Source organism: Achromobacter sp. AONIH1, assembly GCF_002902905.1.
In the GTDB taxonomy this organism is placed as follows: domain Bacteria; phylum Pseudomonadota; class Gammaproteobacteria; order Burkholderiales; family Burkholderiaceae_B; genus Achromobacter.
Genome location: NZ_CP026124.1, coordinates 1,113,107 through 1,129,036 on the forward strand (window position 1 = coordinate 1,113,107; position 15,930 = coordinate 1,129,036).

The 15,930-nt window shown below is 70.1% G+C and carries 16 protein-coding genes; 7 read left to right on the forward strand and 9 right to left on the reverse strand.

Translation table 11 applies throughout. From position 1 onward, the window contains the following. The first annotated feature begins 76 nt into the window (after nt 1-76). Nucleotides 77-910, forward strand: coding sequence for a GyrI-like domain-containing protein (locus C2U31_RS05145; protein WP_103271854.1), 834 nt, complete (start codon nt 77-79; stop codon nt 908-910). 54 nt (nt 911-964) lie between these two features. On the opposite strand, the gene C2U31_RS05150 is transcribed toward C2U31_RS05145, so the two are convergent. The 5 genes from C2U31_RS05150 to C2U31_RS05170 all read right to left on the reverse strand — a co-directional run bounded on the left by C2U31_RS05150 (nt 965) and on the right by C2U31_RS05170 (nt 7,030). After that, nucleotides 965-2,245 carry an amidohydrolase family protein gene (locus tag C2U31_RS05150; protein WP_103271855.1) on the reverse strand — a complete coding sequence of 427 codons (1,281 nt, stop codon included), beginning with the start codon at nt 2,243-2,245 and terminating at the stop codon, nt 965-967. A 164-nt stretch (nt 2,246-2,409) separates the two neighbouring features. Beyond that, complete coding sequence (locus C2U31_RS05155) at nt 2,410-3,360, reverse strand: ABC transporter permease (protein WP_199770956.1); 951 nt, start codon at nt 3,358-3,360, stop codon at nt 2,410-2,412. Nucleotides 3,361-3,363: 3 nt separating this feature from the next. Beyond that, nucleotides 3,364-4,437: an ABC transporter permease gene (locus C2U31_RS05160; RefSeq protein WP_103271857.1), complete on the reverse strand. Its 1,074-nt coding sequence runs from the start codon at nt 4,435-4,437 to the stop codon at nt 3,364-3,366. Between the two features lie 53 nt (nt 4,438-4,490). Next, complete coding sequence (locus C2U31_RS05165; protein ID WP_103271858.1) at nt 4,491-6,017, reverse strand: ABC transporter ATP-binding protein; 1,527 nt, start codon at nt 6,015-6,017, stop codon at nt 4,491-4,493. Next, the gene (locus tag C2U31_RS05170) at nt 6,014-7,030 is read right to left on the reverse strand and encodes a BMP family protein (RefSeq protein ID WP_103271859.1); all 1,017 of its coding nucleotides are present in this window, start codon (nt 7,028-7,030) and stop codon (nt 6,014-6,016) included. The genes C2U31_RS05165 and C2U31_RS05170 overlap by 4 nt, the downstream gene beginning before the upstream one ends. Nucleotides 7,031-7,558: 528 nt before the next feature. Between C2U31_RS05170 and C2U31_RS05175 the strand changes: the two genes are divergently transcribed. The 6 genes from C2U31_RS05175 (at nt 7,559) to C2U31_RS05200 (ending at nt 12,173) form a co-directional block, all read left to right on the forward strand. Next, a complete protein-coding gene (locus C2U31_RS05175; RefSeq protein WP_103271860.1) occupies nt 7,559-8,470 on the forward strand; it encodes a DedA family protein/thiosulfate sulfurtransferase GlpE in 912 nt (303 codons plus the stop codon). Between the two features lie 131 nt (nt 8,471-8,601). Further along, on the forward strand, nt 8,602-9,528 hold the full coding sequence (gene panE / locus C2U31_RS05180) for a 2-dehydropantoate 2-reductase (protein WP_103271861.1): 927 nt from the start codon (nt 8,602-8,604) through the stop codon (nt 9,526-9,528). 253 nt (nt 9,529-9,781) lie between these two features. Continuing rightward, on the forward strand, nt 9,782-10,393 hold the full coding sequence (locus C2U31_RS05185) for an NAD(P)-dependent oxidoreductase (RefSeq protein ID WP_103271862.1): 612 nt from the start codon (nt 9,782-9,784) through the stop codon (nt 10,391-10,393). Between the two features lie 171 nt (nt 10,394-10,564). Beyond that, entirely contained in the window at nt 10,565-11,020 is a 456-nt protein-coding gene (locus tag C2U31_RS05190; protein ID WP_103271863.1) for a nuclear transport factor 2 family protein, read from the forward strand. Nucleotides 11,021-11,064: 44 nt separating this feature from the next. Continuing rightward, nucleotides 11,065-11,649 carry a flavin reductase family protein gene (locus C2U31_RS05195; RefSeq protein WP_103271864.1) on the forward strand — a complete coding sequence of 195 codons (585 nt, stop codon included), beginning with the start codon at nt 11,065-11,067 and terminating at the stop codon, nt 11,647-11,649. Further along, the gene (locus C2U31_RS05200) at nt 11,646-12,173 is read left to right on the forward strand and encodes a nucleoside 2-deoxyribosyltransferase (RefSeq protein ID WP_103271865.1); all 528 of its coding nucleotides are present in this window, start codon (nt 11,646-11,648) and stop codon (nt 12,171-12,173) included. Before C2U31_RS05195 ends, C2U31_RS05200 begins: the two co-directional genes overlap by 4 nt. 85 nt (nt 12,174-12,258) lie before the next feature. On the opposite strand, the gene C2U31_RS05205 is transcribed toward C2U31_RS05200, so the two are convergent. From C2U31_RS05205 to C2U31_RS05220, 4 genes are read right to left on the reverse strand one after another with little or no spacing between them, the layout of a single operon-like run. After that, complete coding sequence (locus C2U31_RS05205; protein WP_103271866.1) at nt 12,259-13,533, reverse strand: pyridoxal phosphate-dependent aminotransferase; 1,275 nt, start codon at nt 13,531-13,533, stop codon at nt 12,259-12,261. Nucleotides 13,534-13,555: 22 nt separating this feature from the next. Beyond that, the gene (locus tag C2U31_RS05210; RefSeq protein ID WP_369869742.1) at nt 13,556-14,365 is read right to left on the reverse strand and encodes an amino acid ABC transporter ATP-binding protein; all 810 of its coding nucleotides are present in this window, start codon (nt 14,363-14,365) and stop codon (nt 13,556-13,558) included. After that, nucleotides 14,365-15,039 carry an amino acid ABC transporter permease gene (locus C2U31_RS05215; RefSeq protein ID WP_103271867.1) on the reverse strand — a complete coding sequence of 225 codons (675 nt, stop codon included), beginning with the start codon at nt 15,037-15,039 and terminating at the stop codon, nt 14,365-14,367. Before C2U31_RS05215 ends, C2U31_RS05210 begins: the two co-directional genes overlap by 1 nt. Next, complete coding sequence (locus tag C2U31_RS05220; RefSeq protein WP_103271868.1) at nt 15,036-15,824, reverse strand: ABC transporter substrate-binding protein; 789 nt, start codon at nt 15,822-15,824, stop codon at nt 15,036-15,038. The genes C2U31_RS05215 and C2U31_RS05220 overlap by 4 nt, the downstream gene beginning before the upstream one ends. Between the last annotated feature and the right edge of the window lie 106 nt (nt 15,825-15,930).

The following is a 15,930-nucleotide window of genomic DNA, read 5'->3' on the forward strand; positions in this document are numbered from 1 at the left end:
GCGTGTGCCGACCGGCACGCGAAAATCGCAAAATCTGCAAATGGGCCGCCGCTACAGTGCGTTCCAAGGAGACCGCATGAAGCCCGAAACCCTGAACCACTATGGCCAGCGCCTGGAACCCGTCCTGCGCTGGCTGGCGAGCCACCCGGACGCCGACCCGGACCTGTACCGGCTGGCGGACCTGGCCTGCCTGTCGCCGTACCACTTCCATCGCGTCTACCGCGCCTTGATGGGAGAAACGGTGAACGCCACCGTGCAGCGCATCCGCATGCACCGCGCGGCGGTGGCGCTGGGACGGTCCGAGGCTTCCTTGCGCGAGGTGGCGCAGCGCGCCGGCTATGAGTCGGACGCGGCGTTCAACCGGGCATTCGGCGCGACCTTCGGCATTTCGCCGGGGCGCTACCGGGCCGCCCGCTCCCGTCCCTTCGACCCACAGGAGCTAGGCATGTACCCCATCAAGATCGAAACCTTTCCCGGCGCCACGCTGGCGGTCCTGTCGCATCGCGGCAGCTACCAGGAGATCGGCCCGCTGTTCTCGCGCGTCTTCATGCTGGCCGCCAGCCGCGGCCTGGCGCGGCCCGAATCGGTCGGCTACGGCGTGTACCTGGATGATCCCGAGCAGGTGCCGGCCAGCGAGCTGCGCGCCAAGGCCGGCATGTCGGTCGCGCCCGACGCCGACCTGGGCGACGAGCTGGAACGCTTCGAGATCCCGCAAGGCCGCTGCGCCATCCTGACCTATACCGGTCCGTACAACGAGATGGACAAGCCCTACAACTGGATGTTCTCGGAATGGCTGCCCGGCAGTGGCGAGGTGCCGGCGGACTTCCCCATGTTCGAGATGTACATGAACGACCCGCGCACCACGCCGCCGGCGCAATTGCAGACCTGCATCTGCATGCCGTTGAAGTAAGGCGGGACGAAGCCGGGCGCATGCGGCGCGGCGTGGCTGCCGCGCCGCATGCGCTCAGCGGGCCGGCGTCTGGAAGCTGACCTGCGCGGGACGGCCCGGCAGGTGCAGCGTGGCGGTGGCCGGCGGGGTTTCGGCGATGACTTCCCCGCCGCGCAGCACCATCAGGCGCGTGGCGCGCAGGCGCAGCGCCTCGACCGCGTCGCGCGCCTGCAGCAGCACCAGGTCGGCGCGCTTGCCCACCGCCAGGCCGGTGTCGTCCAGGCCCAGGATGCGGGCCGGGGTCGTGGTCACGGCCTCGAAACAGGCGCGCATGGCGTCCTGGCCCGTCATCTGCGCCACGTGCAGGCCCATGTGCGCGACCTCCAGCATGTCGCCCGAGCCCAGGCTGTACCAGGGATCCATCACGCAGTCGTGGCCGAAGGCCACCGGCACGCCGGCGGCCAGCAGCTCGGGCACGCGCGTCATGCCGCGGCGCTTGGGATAGCTGTCGTGGCGGCCCTGCAGCGTGATGTTGATGAGCGGGTTGGCGATGGCCGACACGCCGGCTTCGCGCATCAGCGGGATCAGCTTGGACACGTAGTAGTTGTCCATCGAGTGCATGGACGTCAGGTGCGAGCCCGTGACGCGGCCCTGCAGGCCCAGGCGCTGCGCATGGTAGGCCAGGGTCTCGATGTGGCGCGACAGCGGATCGTCGCTTTCATCGCAGTGCATGTCCACGCGCAGGCCGCGCTCGGCGGCCAGCTCGCACAGCAGACGCACCGATTCCGCGCCGTCCTGCATGGTGCGCTCGAAATGCGGAATGCCGCCGACCACGTCCACGCCCATGTCCAGCGCGCGCTTGAGGTTGTCCATCGCGCCGGGGGCGCGCAGCACGCCGTCCTGCGGGAAGGCGACCAGCTGCAGGTCCAGGTAGGGCTTGACCCGCTCGCGCACGTGCAGCAGCGCCTCTACCGCCAGCAGGCGCGGATCGCACACGTCCACATGCGAACGGATCGCCAGCAGGCCGCGCGCCACGGCCCAGTCGCAATAGGCCAGCGCGCGCTCGACCAGCGCTTCCTGCGTCAGCAGCGGCTTGAGTTCGCCCCACAGCGCGATGCCTTCGAGCAGCGTGCCCGACTGGTTCACGCGCGGCAGCCCGAAGGACAGCGTCGAGTCCATGTGGAAGTGCGCGTCCACGAAGGGCGACGACACCAGCTGGCCGGCCGCGTCGATGGTGCGCGCGGCCTCGGCCTTGAGCGCCGGCTCCAGCGCCGCGATGCGGCCCTGGGCGATGCCGATGTCGATGTCCTGGCGGCCGTCGGGCAGCGTGCAGCGTTTGATGATCAGGTCGAGCATGGTGGTTCCTCGCGGAAGATGTCAGTGGTTCATGGCGCTGCGTTTACCGTCGTCGCATGAACGAAGCGTCGCCCCATCGGGGTCGCACGGAGCCGGCTCTGCCGGTCCGTCGCGACGCCCCCTGGGGGGAAGCGCGCAGCGCTTCGGGGGGGCCTACACCCCTTTTAGCGTTCGCCCTTGCGGTAGGGTTTCATCAAGGCTTGCGGGTAGGCGGCGCGGCGCGCCATCACCACCAGGGCCAGGATGGAAAGCAGGTACGGCAGCATCAGGTATACCTGATACGGCAGCTCGGGCAGGCCCGGCAGCGCCGCCCCGCCCTGCTGCAGGCGCAGCTGCAGCGCGTCGAAGAAGGCGAAGATCAGCGCGCCCAGCAGCGCCTTGCCGGGACGCCACGACGCGAACACCACCAGCGCCACGCAGATCCAGCCACGACCGTTGACCATGTTGAAGAAGAAGGCGTTGAAGGCGGCCAGCGTCAGGAAGCTGCCGGCCACGCCCATCAGCGCCGAGCCGGCGACGATGGCGCCGATGCGCAGGCGGGTGACCGACAGGCCCTGGCCCTCGGTGGCGGCGGGATTCTCGCCCACCATGCGCACGGCCAGGCCCACTGGCGTGCGGTTCAGCACCCAGGCCAGCAGCGGCACCGCCGCCAGCGCCAGCAGCGTCATGGGCGTCTGGCCGGCCAGCACCGGGCCGATCACGGGTATGCCGGCCAGGAACTTCATCTCGGCGAAGGGCGTGATCGTGGGCGGCGTGTTCACGCTGGGGAAGGTGACGCGGTAGGCGAAGTAGCTCAGGCTGGTGGCCAGCAGCGTCACGCCCAGCCCCGACACGTGCTGCGACAGGCCCAGCGGCACGGTCAGCACGGCATGCAGCAGGCCGAACACGGCGCCGGCCAGCGCCGCCGCCAGCACGCCGACATACAGCGGCGCGCCCAGGTAGACCACCAGCCAGCCGGTGAAGGCGCCGGCGGCCATGATGCCCTCGATGCCCAGGTTCAGCACGCCGGCACGCTCGCACAGCAGCACGCCCAGCGTGCCCAGGATGAGCGGCGTGGCCAGGCGCAGCACCGCGACCCAGAACGCCGAAGAACTCAGCAGATCCATCCATTCCATGATTCAGCCCCGGTTGCGGCGCAGGCGGTATTGCGCGAACAGCGTCGCCACCAGCATGGCCAGCAGCGAGGTGGCGACGATGACGTCGGCGATGTAGTTGGGCACGGCGATGGCGCGGCTCATGCTGTCGGCGCCGACCAGCATGCCGGCCACGAACACGCTGGCCAGGATCACGCCCAGCGGATGCAGGCCGGCCAGCATGGCGACCACCACGCCCGTGTAGCCATAGCCCGGCGACATGTCCAGCGTGACGTAGCCGGTGCGGCCCGCCACCTCGATGGCGCCGGCCAGCCCGGCCAGCGCGCCCGACAGCATGGCGGTGCCCAGCATCACGCGGCTGACCGGCAGTCCCAGGAAGCGCGAGGCGTGCGCGTTGGCGCCGACCGCGCGCATCTGGAAGCCGAACACCGTGTAGCGGTTCAGCAGCCACAGGCCCAGCGCCAGGCCGGCCGCCCACAACAGGCCGGTGTGGGCGCGGGTGCGCTCGATCAGCTTGCCCAGCTCCAGGTCGCCGTTCAGCGCCACCGACTGCGGCCAGCCCATGGCCATGGGATCCTTCATGGGACCGTCCAGCATCATGGAGACGAACAGCAGCACGATGAAGTTGCCCAGCAGCGTGGTCACCACCTCGTCCACGCCCAGCCGCGTCTTGAGCAGCGCCGGAATCAGCAGCAGCAGCGCGCCGGCCAGCGCGGCGGCCAGCATCATGCCGGCGAACAGCATGGGCACGGGCAGGTCGAAGCCGGCGCCATCGTGCAGGCCGCCCACGGCCACGGCCGCCAGCGCGCCCAGGTACAGCTGGCCCTCGGCGCCGATGTTGTAGAAGCGCGCGCGGAAGGCCACCGCGCAGGCCAGGCCGGTCAGCATCAGCGGCGTGGAGCGGGTCAGGGTCTCGGACAGCGCGAAGCGCGAGCCGAAGGCGCCCTCGAACAGCAGCGCGTAGGTGCGCCCGACGGGCGCGCCGGCCCAGGCCACCAGCAGTGCGCAGACCGCCAGGGTGAAGAGGATGGCCGCGACGGGAGCCAGCGCCAGCGCGAGGCGGCTGGGCTCGGGGCGGCGTTCCAGGAGTAGTTTCATGCGTATGTTTGCTCGGTGATGGGTGGGAAGCGCGCGCCGGGGCGTGACCGGCCCTAGGCGCGCGTTCCCGTCATGGCCAGGCCCACGCTGGCCGGCGTCCATTGCGCGACCGGCTTGACGTCGACCAGCTTGCCGCCGCACAGCACGGCGATGCGGTCGGCCAGCGCGAAGATCTCTTCCAGGTCCTCGGACACCAGCAGCACGCCGGCGCCGCGCCGGCGGGCCGCCAGCAGCTGTTCGCGCACATAGGCCACGGCGCCGATGTCCAGGCCCCAGGTGGGCTGGTCGGCCACGATGAAGTCCGGCTCGCGGGCCAGCGTGCGGCCCAGGATCAGCTTTTGCATATTGCCGCCGGACAGGCTGCGGGTGCGTACGTCCAGCGAGGCGGCGCGCACGTCGAACTGCCTGGCCAGCGCCTGCGCGTAGGCGCGGCCGGCGCGCGCGCGGATCATGCCCCAGCGCGCGAAGCGCGGGTCGTTCAGGTCTTCGACGATGGCGTTTTCCCAGAGCGGGCTGTCGCCGATCATGCCTTCGCCGTGGCGATCTTCCGGGATGCGGCCGACGCGCGCGGCGGTCCAGCCGGCGGGCGTGCGGGGCGCGGGGGCGCGCTCCGGTCCCAGCCGGATCGCGCCGTCGCTGGGCTGGCGCAGGCCGGTCAGCACCGACACCAGCGCCTGCTGGCCGTTGCCGGCCACGCCGGCGATGGCCACGATCTCGTGCCGGTGCACGGTCAGATCCAGGCTGTCCAGGCGCGTGGCGCCGTCGCGGTCGCGCACTGTCACCTGCGACAGCGCGATCACCGGCGCCGCTTGCTCGGCGGCGGCCACGGCCTCGGCGTGCGGCATGGCGACCTTGCGGCCCACCATCAGTTCGGCGAGTTCGGCCGGCGTGGTGGCGGCGGTTTCGCGCTCGGCCACCAGCCTGCCCTGGCGCAGCACGGCCACGCGCCGCGACACCGCCATGACTTCGTCCAGCTTGTGCGAAATGAAGATGACGGCCAGGCCCTCGTCCACGAAACCGCGCAGCGTGGCGAACAGGCCGTCGACTTCCTGCGGCGTCAGCACGGCGGTGGGCTCGTCCAGGATCAGGACGCGCGCGCCGCGATACAGCGCCTTCAGGATTTCAACGCGCTGCTTCTCGCCCACCGACAGCGTGCCGACGCGCGCGTCGGGATCCACGCCCAGGCCGAAGCGCTGGCCCAGCTCGACCAGCTTGCGGCGGGCCTGGCGCCGCCCGGAAGCCAGCTTCCACAGCGATTCCGTGCCCACCATGATGTTGTCCAGCACGGTCAGGTTGTCGGCCAGCGTGAAGTGCTGGTGCACCATGCCGACCCCCGCGGCCAGCGCCGCGTCGGGCCGGCCTGGCGGCAACGGCTGGCCGAAGACCTCGATGGCGCCGGCGTCGGCCACGTAGTGGCCGAACAGGATCGACACCAGCGTGGACTTGCCGGCGCCGTTCTCGCCCAGCAGGGCCAGCACCTCGCCCTGTCCGAGCGTGAGCGAGATGTCGTCGTTGGCCGTCAGGCTGCCGAAGCGCTTGGTGATCCCCGTCAGTCGCAGGGCGAGCGGCGCCGGGCTCATCGCGCGGAGGACTTGGGTTCTTTGTCGTTGACCTTGACGCTGAAGCTGCCGTCCAGGATGGCCTTCTGTTTGGCTTCCACCTTGGCGATCAGGTCGGCCGGGATCTTGCCGGCGAAGGTGCCCAGCGGCGCCAGCGACGAGCCCTTGTGCTTCATCAGCGAGTACTGGCCGTAGTCGTCGGCCTTGAAGGCGCCGGCCTTGACCTGCTTGAGCGCCGCGTCGATGGTCGGCTCCATGCTCCACAGGGCCGAGGCCACCACGGTCTCGGGGTACTGCGGCTGGGTGTCGATCACGTTGCCGATGGCCAGCTTGCCGCGTTCCTTGGCGGCGTCCGACACGCCGAAGCGCTCGGCGTAGAGCACGTCGGTGCCCTTGTCGATCATGGCGAAGGCGGCTTCCTTGGCCTTCGGGGGATCGAACCAGGAGCCGATGAAGGTGACGGTGAACTCGGCCTTGGGGCTGATCTCGCGCGCGCCTTCGATGAAGGCCTGCATCAGGCGGTTCACTTCGGGAATGGGGTAGCCGCCCACCAGGCCGATCTTGCCGGTCTGGCTCATGCCGGCCGCGATCATGCCGGTCAGGTAGGCCGGCTCCTGGATGTAGTTGTCGAACACCGCGAAGTTGGGCTGCTGCGGCTTGCCCGAGGAACCCATCAGGAAGGCGGTCTGCGGATAGTCCTTGGCGACCTTGCGCGCGGCGGCCTCGACCGCGAAGGCCTCGCCCACCACCAGCTTGTTGCCCTGCTCGGCATACTGGCGCATGACGCGCTCGTAGTCGGCGTTGGTGACGTTCTCGGAGAACGCGTAGTCGATCTCGCCGCGGTCGCGGGCGGCGGTCAGCGCCTTGTGGATGCGCGAGACCCACTGCTGCTCGACTGGCACCGTGTAGATGGCGGCGACCTTGACCTTTTCGGGCGCCTGGGCCTGGACCGTGCCGGCCAGCATCAGCGCGCCGGCGGCGGCGGCCAGCTTGAGCAGGCCGCGGCGGGCGGACGAGGGGAATAGGGAGTTCATGCGTGGGGCTCCTTCGCGGGGATGGACGGGAATGGGGAAAGGACGCGATCGCCGCGCGCGCGGCCCCTCGCCGCCCGATGGCTGCGGCCGCCGGCGGACGAGCCGGGGCGAGCGGGCGGATGCGTGGTGTTGGGATCGGTCATCGGATGGGGCGCAGGCAGGCGCGCCCATCCGAACGGTCGGGTTCGCGGCCTGCCATGGCGAAGCAATTTGTATGCCATGCGGCGTTCCCGCGGCAAGTCGGGGAAACCTGATGGCCGGGCAGGATTATAGGCACGCCGGCGGGGATTGTCGGCACCATCGTGGTGCGGCTTTGCAGGTGGTGGACGGCGGCGCGCTCAAATCCTGGCGCGCCGCGCAATGCAGTGTTCCACCGGCCCGGGCTGGCAAGGCCGCCCGGGCCGCCTAAAATTCCGGCGCGGGCGCGCGCGTCTGGCGCCGCCCCGCTGTGCCGGACCGGGCCCGCCCCTCGCGGGACGGCCAGTCCCTGAACCCGGCCGCGCGCCGCGCGGCCCGTCGGAAGACACGATGCAAGACATACAGTTGCTGCTGGAGCAGTACGGCGCCTGGTTGGTGTTCGGGAACGTCCTGATCGAACAGGCCGGCCTGCCCGTGCCCGCCTATCCCATGCTGATCGCCGCCGGCGCGCTGGCCGGCACGGCCGGCTGGCTGGCGCCGTGGATCGCGGCCACGCTGGCCTGCCTGCTGGCCGACAGCCTCTGGTACCTGGCGGGCCGGCGCTACGGTTCGCGCCTGCTTGGCGTGGTCTGCAAGCTGTCGCTGTCGCAGGATTCCTGCATCCGCCAGACGCAGCGGCTGTACCTGCGCGTCGGCGTGCGCGCGCTGCTGGTGTGCAAGTTCCTGCCGGGCGCGGGCGCGCTGTCCACCGTCATGGCCGGCCTGACGGGCACCGGCTTGCGCCGTTTCCTGCTGTACGACCTGGTCGGCGCGATGATCTGGGCCGGCTCGGCGCTGCTGCTGGGCGGCCTGTTCCATGGCGTGGTCAACGACGTGCTGGACCTGCTGGCGAACTATGGCGCCATGGGCCTGGGCTTGCTGGCCGCGCTGCTGGCGCTGTACATCGTCGTGCGCGCGCTGCGCCGCTGGGTGCTGGTGCGCAAGCTGCGCGTCATCCCGAGGCTGTCGGTCGACGAGCTGATGCGCTGGCGTCAGGACGGCCGCCAGGCGCTGGTGTTCGACGTGCGGCCCGAGGCCCAGCGCGACGCCCAGCGCATTCCCGGCGCCATCGCGGTGGACCTGCGCGCGCCGCTGCCGCCGCTGGAGGCGGACGCGCAGGACGCCGACATCGTGGTCTATTGCGCCTGCCCCAACGAGGTCTCGGCCGCGATGCTGGCCCGGCGGCTGCGCGCCGCCGGCTATCGCCGCACCTGGGCGCTGCGCGGCGGCTACGAGGCCTGGGCGCGCCACGCGCAGCCCTGAACGCCAGCCCGTGATTCCGGTCCGTGATTCCGGTTCGTGGCTTTGGCCCGTGGCTTCGGTCCGGCTGCGGCCGCGCGCATAATGTCCGCGTTCGCCCGCAAGACTTGCGGGCTGCCAGACAGGAGACAGACATGCGCTTGTTGTTCTTGGGCGCCGGCGGCACCGGCGGCTACTTTGGCGGACGCGCGGCCCAGGCCGGCGCGGACGTGACCTTCCTGGTGCGCGAGCCGCGCGCGGCGCGCCTGCGCGCCGAAGGGTTGCGCATCCGCAGCCCGCTGGGCGACGCCGTGGTGCGGCCCAAGCTCGCCACCAGCCAGACGCTGGATGGCGCCTACGACGTGGTGGTGCTGAGCTGCAAGGCCTATGACCTGGCCAGCGCCATCGAGGCGATCCGCCCCGCCGTGGGGCCGGACACGGCGGTGCTGCCCATCATGAACGGCGTGCTGCAATACGAGGTGCTGGACCGCGAGTTCGAGGCGCGGCGCGTGTTGGGCGGGCTGTGCCAGATCAACGCCACCCTGGGGCCGGACGGCGAGGTCGTGCACCTGGGCAAGTTCGCCAGCATCGTGTTCGGCGAACGCGCCGGCCCGGCACGCAGCGCCCGCTGCGAGGCGCTGGCGCAGGCCTTGGCTGGCGGCGAATTCAGCAGTCGCCTGAGCGACAACATCCACCAGGACGTGTGGGAAAAGTACGTATTCCTGACCACGCTGGCGGCCGGCACCTGCCTGATGCGCGGGCCGGTGGGCCGGATCGCCGCCACCGACGACGGCGCCGACATCCTGCGCGCCCTGCTGCGCGAATCGCAGGCCGTGGCGGCCGCGTCCGGGCATGCGGTGCGGCCCGAGGCCGACGCCTCGGTGCTGAAGATCCTGACCGACACCAGCCAGCCCATGACCGCGTCCATGTTCCGCGACCTGAGCCAGGGCTTGCCGGTCGAGGCCGACCACATCGTCGGCGACATGGTGCGCCGCGCCGCCACGTTGGGCGTGGACGCGACCTATCTGCGCGTGGCCTACGCGCATCTGCAGGTCTATCAGGCGCAGCGCGCGGCGGGCTGACGCGGCCGCGGCGGCGCCGCTGTTCAAGCGCCGCCGCCCGGCGCACACTGTAGCCATGCGCCGCGCGCGGTTCGCGGCGCGGGCCGGCGGCGCATTCGCCGGCATTGGTGCGCGGATTGCAAAGAACTCGTCCGTTCCGGTGGGTTTTTCCCATCGATTCGACCGAATAGCATGGTGTTGCCTGAACCGCGGCGGGGCTTACGGACAGTCCGCAAGGCAAGCGCGCCCGGTTCCTACTGACAGGAGCAAGACCATGAAAATCGCATTGATCGGCATCACCGGCCGCGTGGGTTCGCGCGTTGCCGACGAATTGCTCAAGCGCGGCCACCAGGTGACCGGCATCGCCCGCAACCTGGGCGACATCAATCCCCAGCCCGGCCTGACCGTCAAGCAGGGCGACGCCACCGATCCGCAGGGCCTGACCGCGCTGCTGGCCGGCCACGACGCCGTGGTCAGCGCCTCGCGCTTCGTCTCGTCCGATGCCAAGCCGCTGATCGCAGCGGTGAAGGACGCCGGCGTGCCGCGCCTGCTGGTGGTCGGCGGCGCGGGCAGCCTGCAGGTGGCGCCCGGCAAGATGCTGATCGACACCCCCGAGTTTCCCGACGCCTACAAGCCCGAGGCCCGCGCCGGCGTGGTGTTCCTGGACGCGCTGCGCCAGGAGAAGGTGCTGAACTGGACCTTCCTGTCGCCGTCCGCGCTGTTCGAGCCGGGCGAGCGCACCGGCAAGTTCCGCCTGGGCGATGACGTGCTGCTGGCGGACGACGAGGGCAAGAGCTGGATCTCGATGGAAGACTACGCCATCGCGTTGGCCGACGAGATCGAGACGCCCCGGCATACACGCCGCCGTTTCACCGTCGGATACTGATCCGTTCCGTCCGGGCAGCCCGCCCGGAACGGAGCCGGCCCGCCCAATGGCGGGCCATTGTCGTTTTGACGCCCGATTTTCTCGGGCGCTGGCGGGAAATGGGCCGGGACGCCGTCTTTTATTTGTAAACTGGCGAACCGCCAGCCGGTGTCCTGATTTGAGTCGTTTCGTATGCGTATCCCCTTGAAATCCTTGGCTTTCTGTACGCTGCTGGTCGCCGGCGGCCTGGCGCTGTCGCCCGCGTCCGCCGCGCCGCAGTCCAACAAGGAGATCGCGGTGGCCTTTTTCCGCATGATGTTCCTGGACCGCGACGTCGACGAGGCGGTGCGTCTGTACGTGGGCGACAAGTACGTGCAGCACAATCCCTACATGCCCGACGGCGTCGGTCCCACGCAGGATTACTTCCCGGCGTATTTCGAGCAGCATCCGCAGGCCGTCGTCGAGATCAAGCGCGTGATCGCCGAGGGCGAGCTGGTCATGATCCACAACCTGTGGAAGGACACGCCCGAAGACCGCGGCCAGGCCGTGGTGGACATCTTCCGCCTGGAAAACGGCAAGATCGTCGAGCACTGGGACGTGAGCCAGGACATTCCCGAAAACCCCGCCAACAAGAACGGCATGTTCTAGGCGCAGGCGCGTCCCGAGCTGCCGGCGTTCCAAGCGAGTCCAGCGTGTCCCCTGCGCCCGATATCCAGCCCGTCGAGCTGTCCCGTTCCTACCTGCTGCTGAACCACGGCCCCACGGTGCTGGTCACCAGCGCCCACGGCGGCCGGCGCAACGTCATGGCGGCGGCCTGGGCCATGCCGCTGGACTTCAACCCCGCCCGCATGCTGGTGGTGGTGGACAAGAACACCCATACGCGCACGCTGATCGACGCTTCCGGCGAATTCGCGCTGTGCATTCCGTCGCGCGAGCAGGCGCGGGCCACGCTGAAGGTCGGCACGGATTCCGGCCGCGACGAGGACAAGTTCCAGGCCAGCGGCCTGTCCACCTTCCCCGCCAGCAAGATCGGCGCGCCGCTGGTCGCGGGCTGCCTGGGCTGGCTGGAATGCAAGGTGCTGCCCGAGCCGCACAACCAGCAGGCCTACGATCTGTTCATCGGCGAGGTCGTGGCCGCCTGGGCCGCGCCCGATGTGTTCTCGGGCAATCGATGGCATTTCCCTTCCGAGGGCCGCCGCTCGATCCATTACCTGGCCGGCGGTTCGTTCTTCGCCACCGGCGAGGGCTTTTCCGTGTCCGAACCGGAGCCGTCATGAGCGGCGCGCGGCCCGGCGTCTATCTGGCCGGTTTCGACGTGTTCCTGCCGGACGCGGCGGCGCATGGCGAGCGGCTCAAGGCGCTGGCCGCCCGACACGGTTTTGACGGCCTGTTCCCGCTGGACAACCAGACGCCGCCCGGCCTGGCCGGCGCGGCGCTGGCGCAGTGGATCTACCGCGCCAATGTGGCCATGATCCAGCGCGCGGATCTGGTCATGGCCAACCTGAATCCGTTCCGTGGCGCCGAGCCCGACTCGGGCACGGCCTTCGAGGTGGGCTACGCCATCGCCTGCGGCAAGCCGGTATGGGCGTACACCGAGCAGGCGGATTCGCTGATCGCGCAGGTGGCGGTCGGCACGGCGGACACGCCCGCCCGCGCCATCGATGCGCTGGGATACACGGTCGAGGACTTTGGCCTGAATCTCAACCTGATGCTGGCCTGCAGCGCCCGCGTGGTGATTGGCGATGCCGCCGACTGCCTGGCGCGGATGGCGGCCGAGCGCGCGGGACGGTCCGAGGGCTGAACGGTCCGCGCGTCCGCATTTGCGTTGGCGTTGGCGATTGCGTATGCGTGGGTCCGGTCTGGCCGGACCGTGCGAGGCGGCCTCGCTATGTGCGTCGTTGGGTCAAAAAGCGGCGCAGCCGGCTCAACCCTTCTTCCAGGCGTTCAGGGCTGGTGGCATGGCACCAGCGCAGCCATGCCGACGCTTCCGGACCAAAGGCCGCGCCGGGGGCCAGGCCCAGGCCGGTCTGTTCCACCAGTTGTCGTGCGAGCAGCGTGGAGTCGGCGGCGTCCGCCATCCGGAAGAACACATACATGGCGCCGCCGGCATCGGGCGCTTCGATGCCGGGCAAGCCGCGCAGCGCGTCGGTCAGCAGCGTGCGGGTTTGCGCCAGTTGCGCGCGCAGCGCCGCCACCGTGGCCTCGCCGTGTTCCAGGGCCGCCGTCGCCGCCCGCTGCACGGGATCGAAGACGCAGGAACTGTTGTATTCGATCAGCTTGGCCAGATCGTCCGTCAGCGACGCGGGCACGACCATCCAGCCGACGCGCCATCCGGTCATGGACCAGGCCTTGGAGAAACTGTTGACCGAGATGACGCGGTCATCGGGCGCGCAGTGCCTGAGGAAGGACGGCGCTGACGCCTGCGCGGGGTCGTAGAGCAGGCGTTCGTAGACGTCGTCGCAGAGAATCCAGATGCCATGCCGGCGGCAATGCCGCAGGATGGGCGCGATGTCCTCGGCCTCGATGGTCCAGCCCGTGGGGTTGTTGGGCGAGTTGAGCAGCAGCAGGCGCGTGTCGGGTGTGAGCGCCTGCAGCAGCCCGGGCACGTCCAGCGTCCATCGGCCGTCCGTCACCGACAGCGGGTAGCGCTGGATGCGGGCGCCCAGGATGCGGGGAATCTCGGTCAGGTTGGGCCATAGCGGGGTGACGGCGACGACGCGGTCGCCCGGCTCGAGCAGCAGCTGCGCGGCCAGCATGATGCCCGATACCCCTGATCCGCTGACGGCGATGCGTTCCGTGCCGATATCCACGCCGTGCAGCGCGCTCAGGTAGCGGGACAAGGCGTGGCGCAGATAGGGCCGGCCCAGGTTCTCGCCATAGCGGGTTTCGCCCCGCGCCAGCGACAGGCTGGCGGCCTCGCGGATGACGCCCACGGTCGGGCTGTCGGATTCGCCGAACCAGAAGGGCAGCACGTCGGCGCGGTGCATCGCCGCGTTCGCCAGCTGCCGGATCGGCGAGGCCGTCAGCGCCCGCACCGTGGCGCGCGGCAGGGGCTGGGGAGGCGGGGCTGGGTTGGGGCCGGGGTTGGGGCCTGTATCGAGGCCAGGGCCTGCGTTGGGGGCGGGATCTGGTTCCGGGGCCGGGCGTGGGTCGTGGCGCATGGGCAGGACTCGTGTGGAAGGCTCAGGCGGACATGCCGCCGCGTCCGCGCGTGGCGGTATGGATGAAGGCCCGGGCGCGGTCCGTGGCGGGGTTCGTGAAAAACGTCTCGGGCGACGCGATTTCCACGATGCGGCCCTGCTCCATGAACACGACACGGTCTGCCACCTTGCGCGCGAAGGACATTTCATGGGTCACGATCAGCAGCGTGGCGCCGGTCCTGGCGATGTCCTGGATCACGTCCAGCACTTCCTGCACCATTTCCGGGTCCAGCGCCGACGTGGGCTCGTCGAACAGCAGCAGCTCGGGTTGCATGGCCAGGGCCCGCGCGATGGCGACGCGCTGTTGCTGTCCGCCCGACAGCTGGCCCGGCCGCTTGTGCTGGTGGTCTCGCAGGCCCACGCGTTCCAGCAGGGCCTCGGCCCGCGCCGTGGCCTCGGGCCAGGACAGGCCACGCACGCGCACCGGCGCCAGCGCCACGTTCCTGAGCGCGCTCATGTGCGGGAACAGGTTGAACTGCTGGAACACCATGCCGACCTCGGCGCGCACGCGCGCCAGGCGCCGGTCGTCGCGCACCGTGATGCCGTCGACCTCGACGCTGCCGCCATCATAGGTTTCCAGCAGGTTCACGCAGCGCACCAGCGTCGACTTGCCGGACCCGGACGGGCCGATGAGGGCGATGACCTCGCCACGGGCCACGTCCAGGTCGATGCCGTCCAGCGCGGTGAAGGCGCCGTAGTGTTTTTCCAGCCGCCGCAGGCGCAGCAGCGGGGGCGGGTTCGAGGCCGCCGCTGCGTCGGCGTCCTGCGGCGCGGGGCAGGGTGGGATGCGCACTATCGGGCTCCCCGGCGGCTGGCGCGGTTCTCGATGGCGCTGACCACGCGCACCAGCGGCAGCAACAGCAGCAGGTACAGCATGGCCGCGCCGATCAGCGGCGTGGGATTGGCGTAATAGGCCTGCGCCTGCGTGGCCTGCTTGAGCAGGTCCGGCATGGCCACCACCGAGGCCAGCGCGGTGTCCTTGATCAGGCTGATCGCGATGCCCGTCCCGGGCGGGATGGTGAAGCGGATCGCCTGCGGCAGCACGATGTCGGTCATCATCCGGGGCCAGGACAGGCCCAGCGCGCGGGCGGCCTCGACCTGGCCGGCGGGAACGGCCTCGATGCCGGCGCGGAAGGTCTCGGCGATGTAGGCGGACGCCACCAGAGACAGCGCGGCGGTCGCGGCCCAGAACGGCGGCAGTCGCAGGCCGACGAAGGGCAGCGCGTAGTAGACGATCACCAGCAGCACCAGCAGCGGAATCGCCCGCAGCACGTCGATCAGCGCGATGGCGGCCCAGCGCAGCGGCTTGACCGCGTACAGGCGCAGCACGACCAGCAGCAGCCCGAGCGCGGTCGCCAGGACCAGGCTGGTCGCGCCCAGCAGCGCCGTCAGGCGGAAGCCGGCCAGCAACGAGCCGATGGAGTCGGCCAGCACGCTGGTGTTGAAGAAAGTGTCGGCCAGGTTCATTGCACGGCCGGAATGGCTTCGATCTTCACCGTGCTGGATTGCGGGCCGGCCTCGGCGTTGAACCATTTGCGGTACAGGCCGGGCAGCGAGCCGTCGGTCTTCATGCGGCCGATTTCCTGGTTGATCGCGTCCAGCAGCGGGCTGGCCTTGGGCAGCATCAGCGCGTTCCTGTCACCGGTCATCACTTCATGGATGATGGAGAACTGCGGCTTGTCGCGGATGTACCAGGCCATGATCGGGCAGTCGTTGATGCTCGCGGCGGTGCGCTGCGAGGCCAGGTCCATCATCGGCTCGATATTGCCGTCGTAGCGGCGGATTTCCTTGTAGGCGTGTTCCTGTTGGGACCGGGCGGCCCAGATCTCGCCCACCGTGCCGGTGATGACGCCGACATCGCGCCCCTTTAGCTGCTCCACGCGCTTGACGGGACCGTCCGAGAGCGCGGCCACGCACTGATTGGAATCGATGATGGGCTGGGTGAACGCGACGTTCTCGAGCCGTTTGGCGGTGATGGTGATGGCGCCCAGGGCAACGTCGGCGCGGCCGGATTGCACGGCCGCGAACAGCATGTTGAACGGCATCGACGAGAATTCGACCGACTTGTTCAGGCGCTGGGCCACGGCCTGGATCACCTCGACCTCGAAACCGGTCAGCTTGCCGTTGCGGTCTTCGAATTCGAAAGGCGGATTGCCCTGGTTGACCGCGACGCGAAGGTCGGCCGCGAGGCTGGCGGTGGCGGCCAGGGAAAGGCAGGCCGCCACGGCGGGCGTGGTCCATATGCTGTTCATACCGTCTCCTTGGGAAGCGCGCTTGTCGTTGTGGTGACAGCGACCTTAGCAAGCGGGCATGGGAGCGGTAATCCCCTCTTGGGGGGATGGCGCGCGCGGGCCGTGC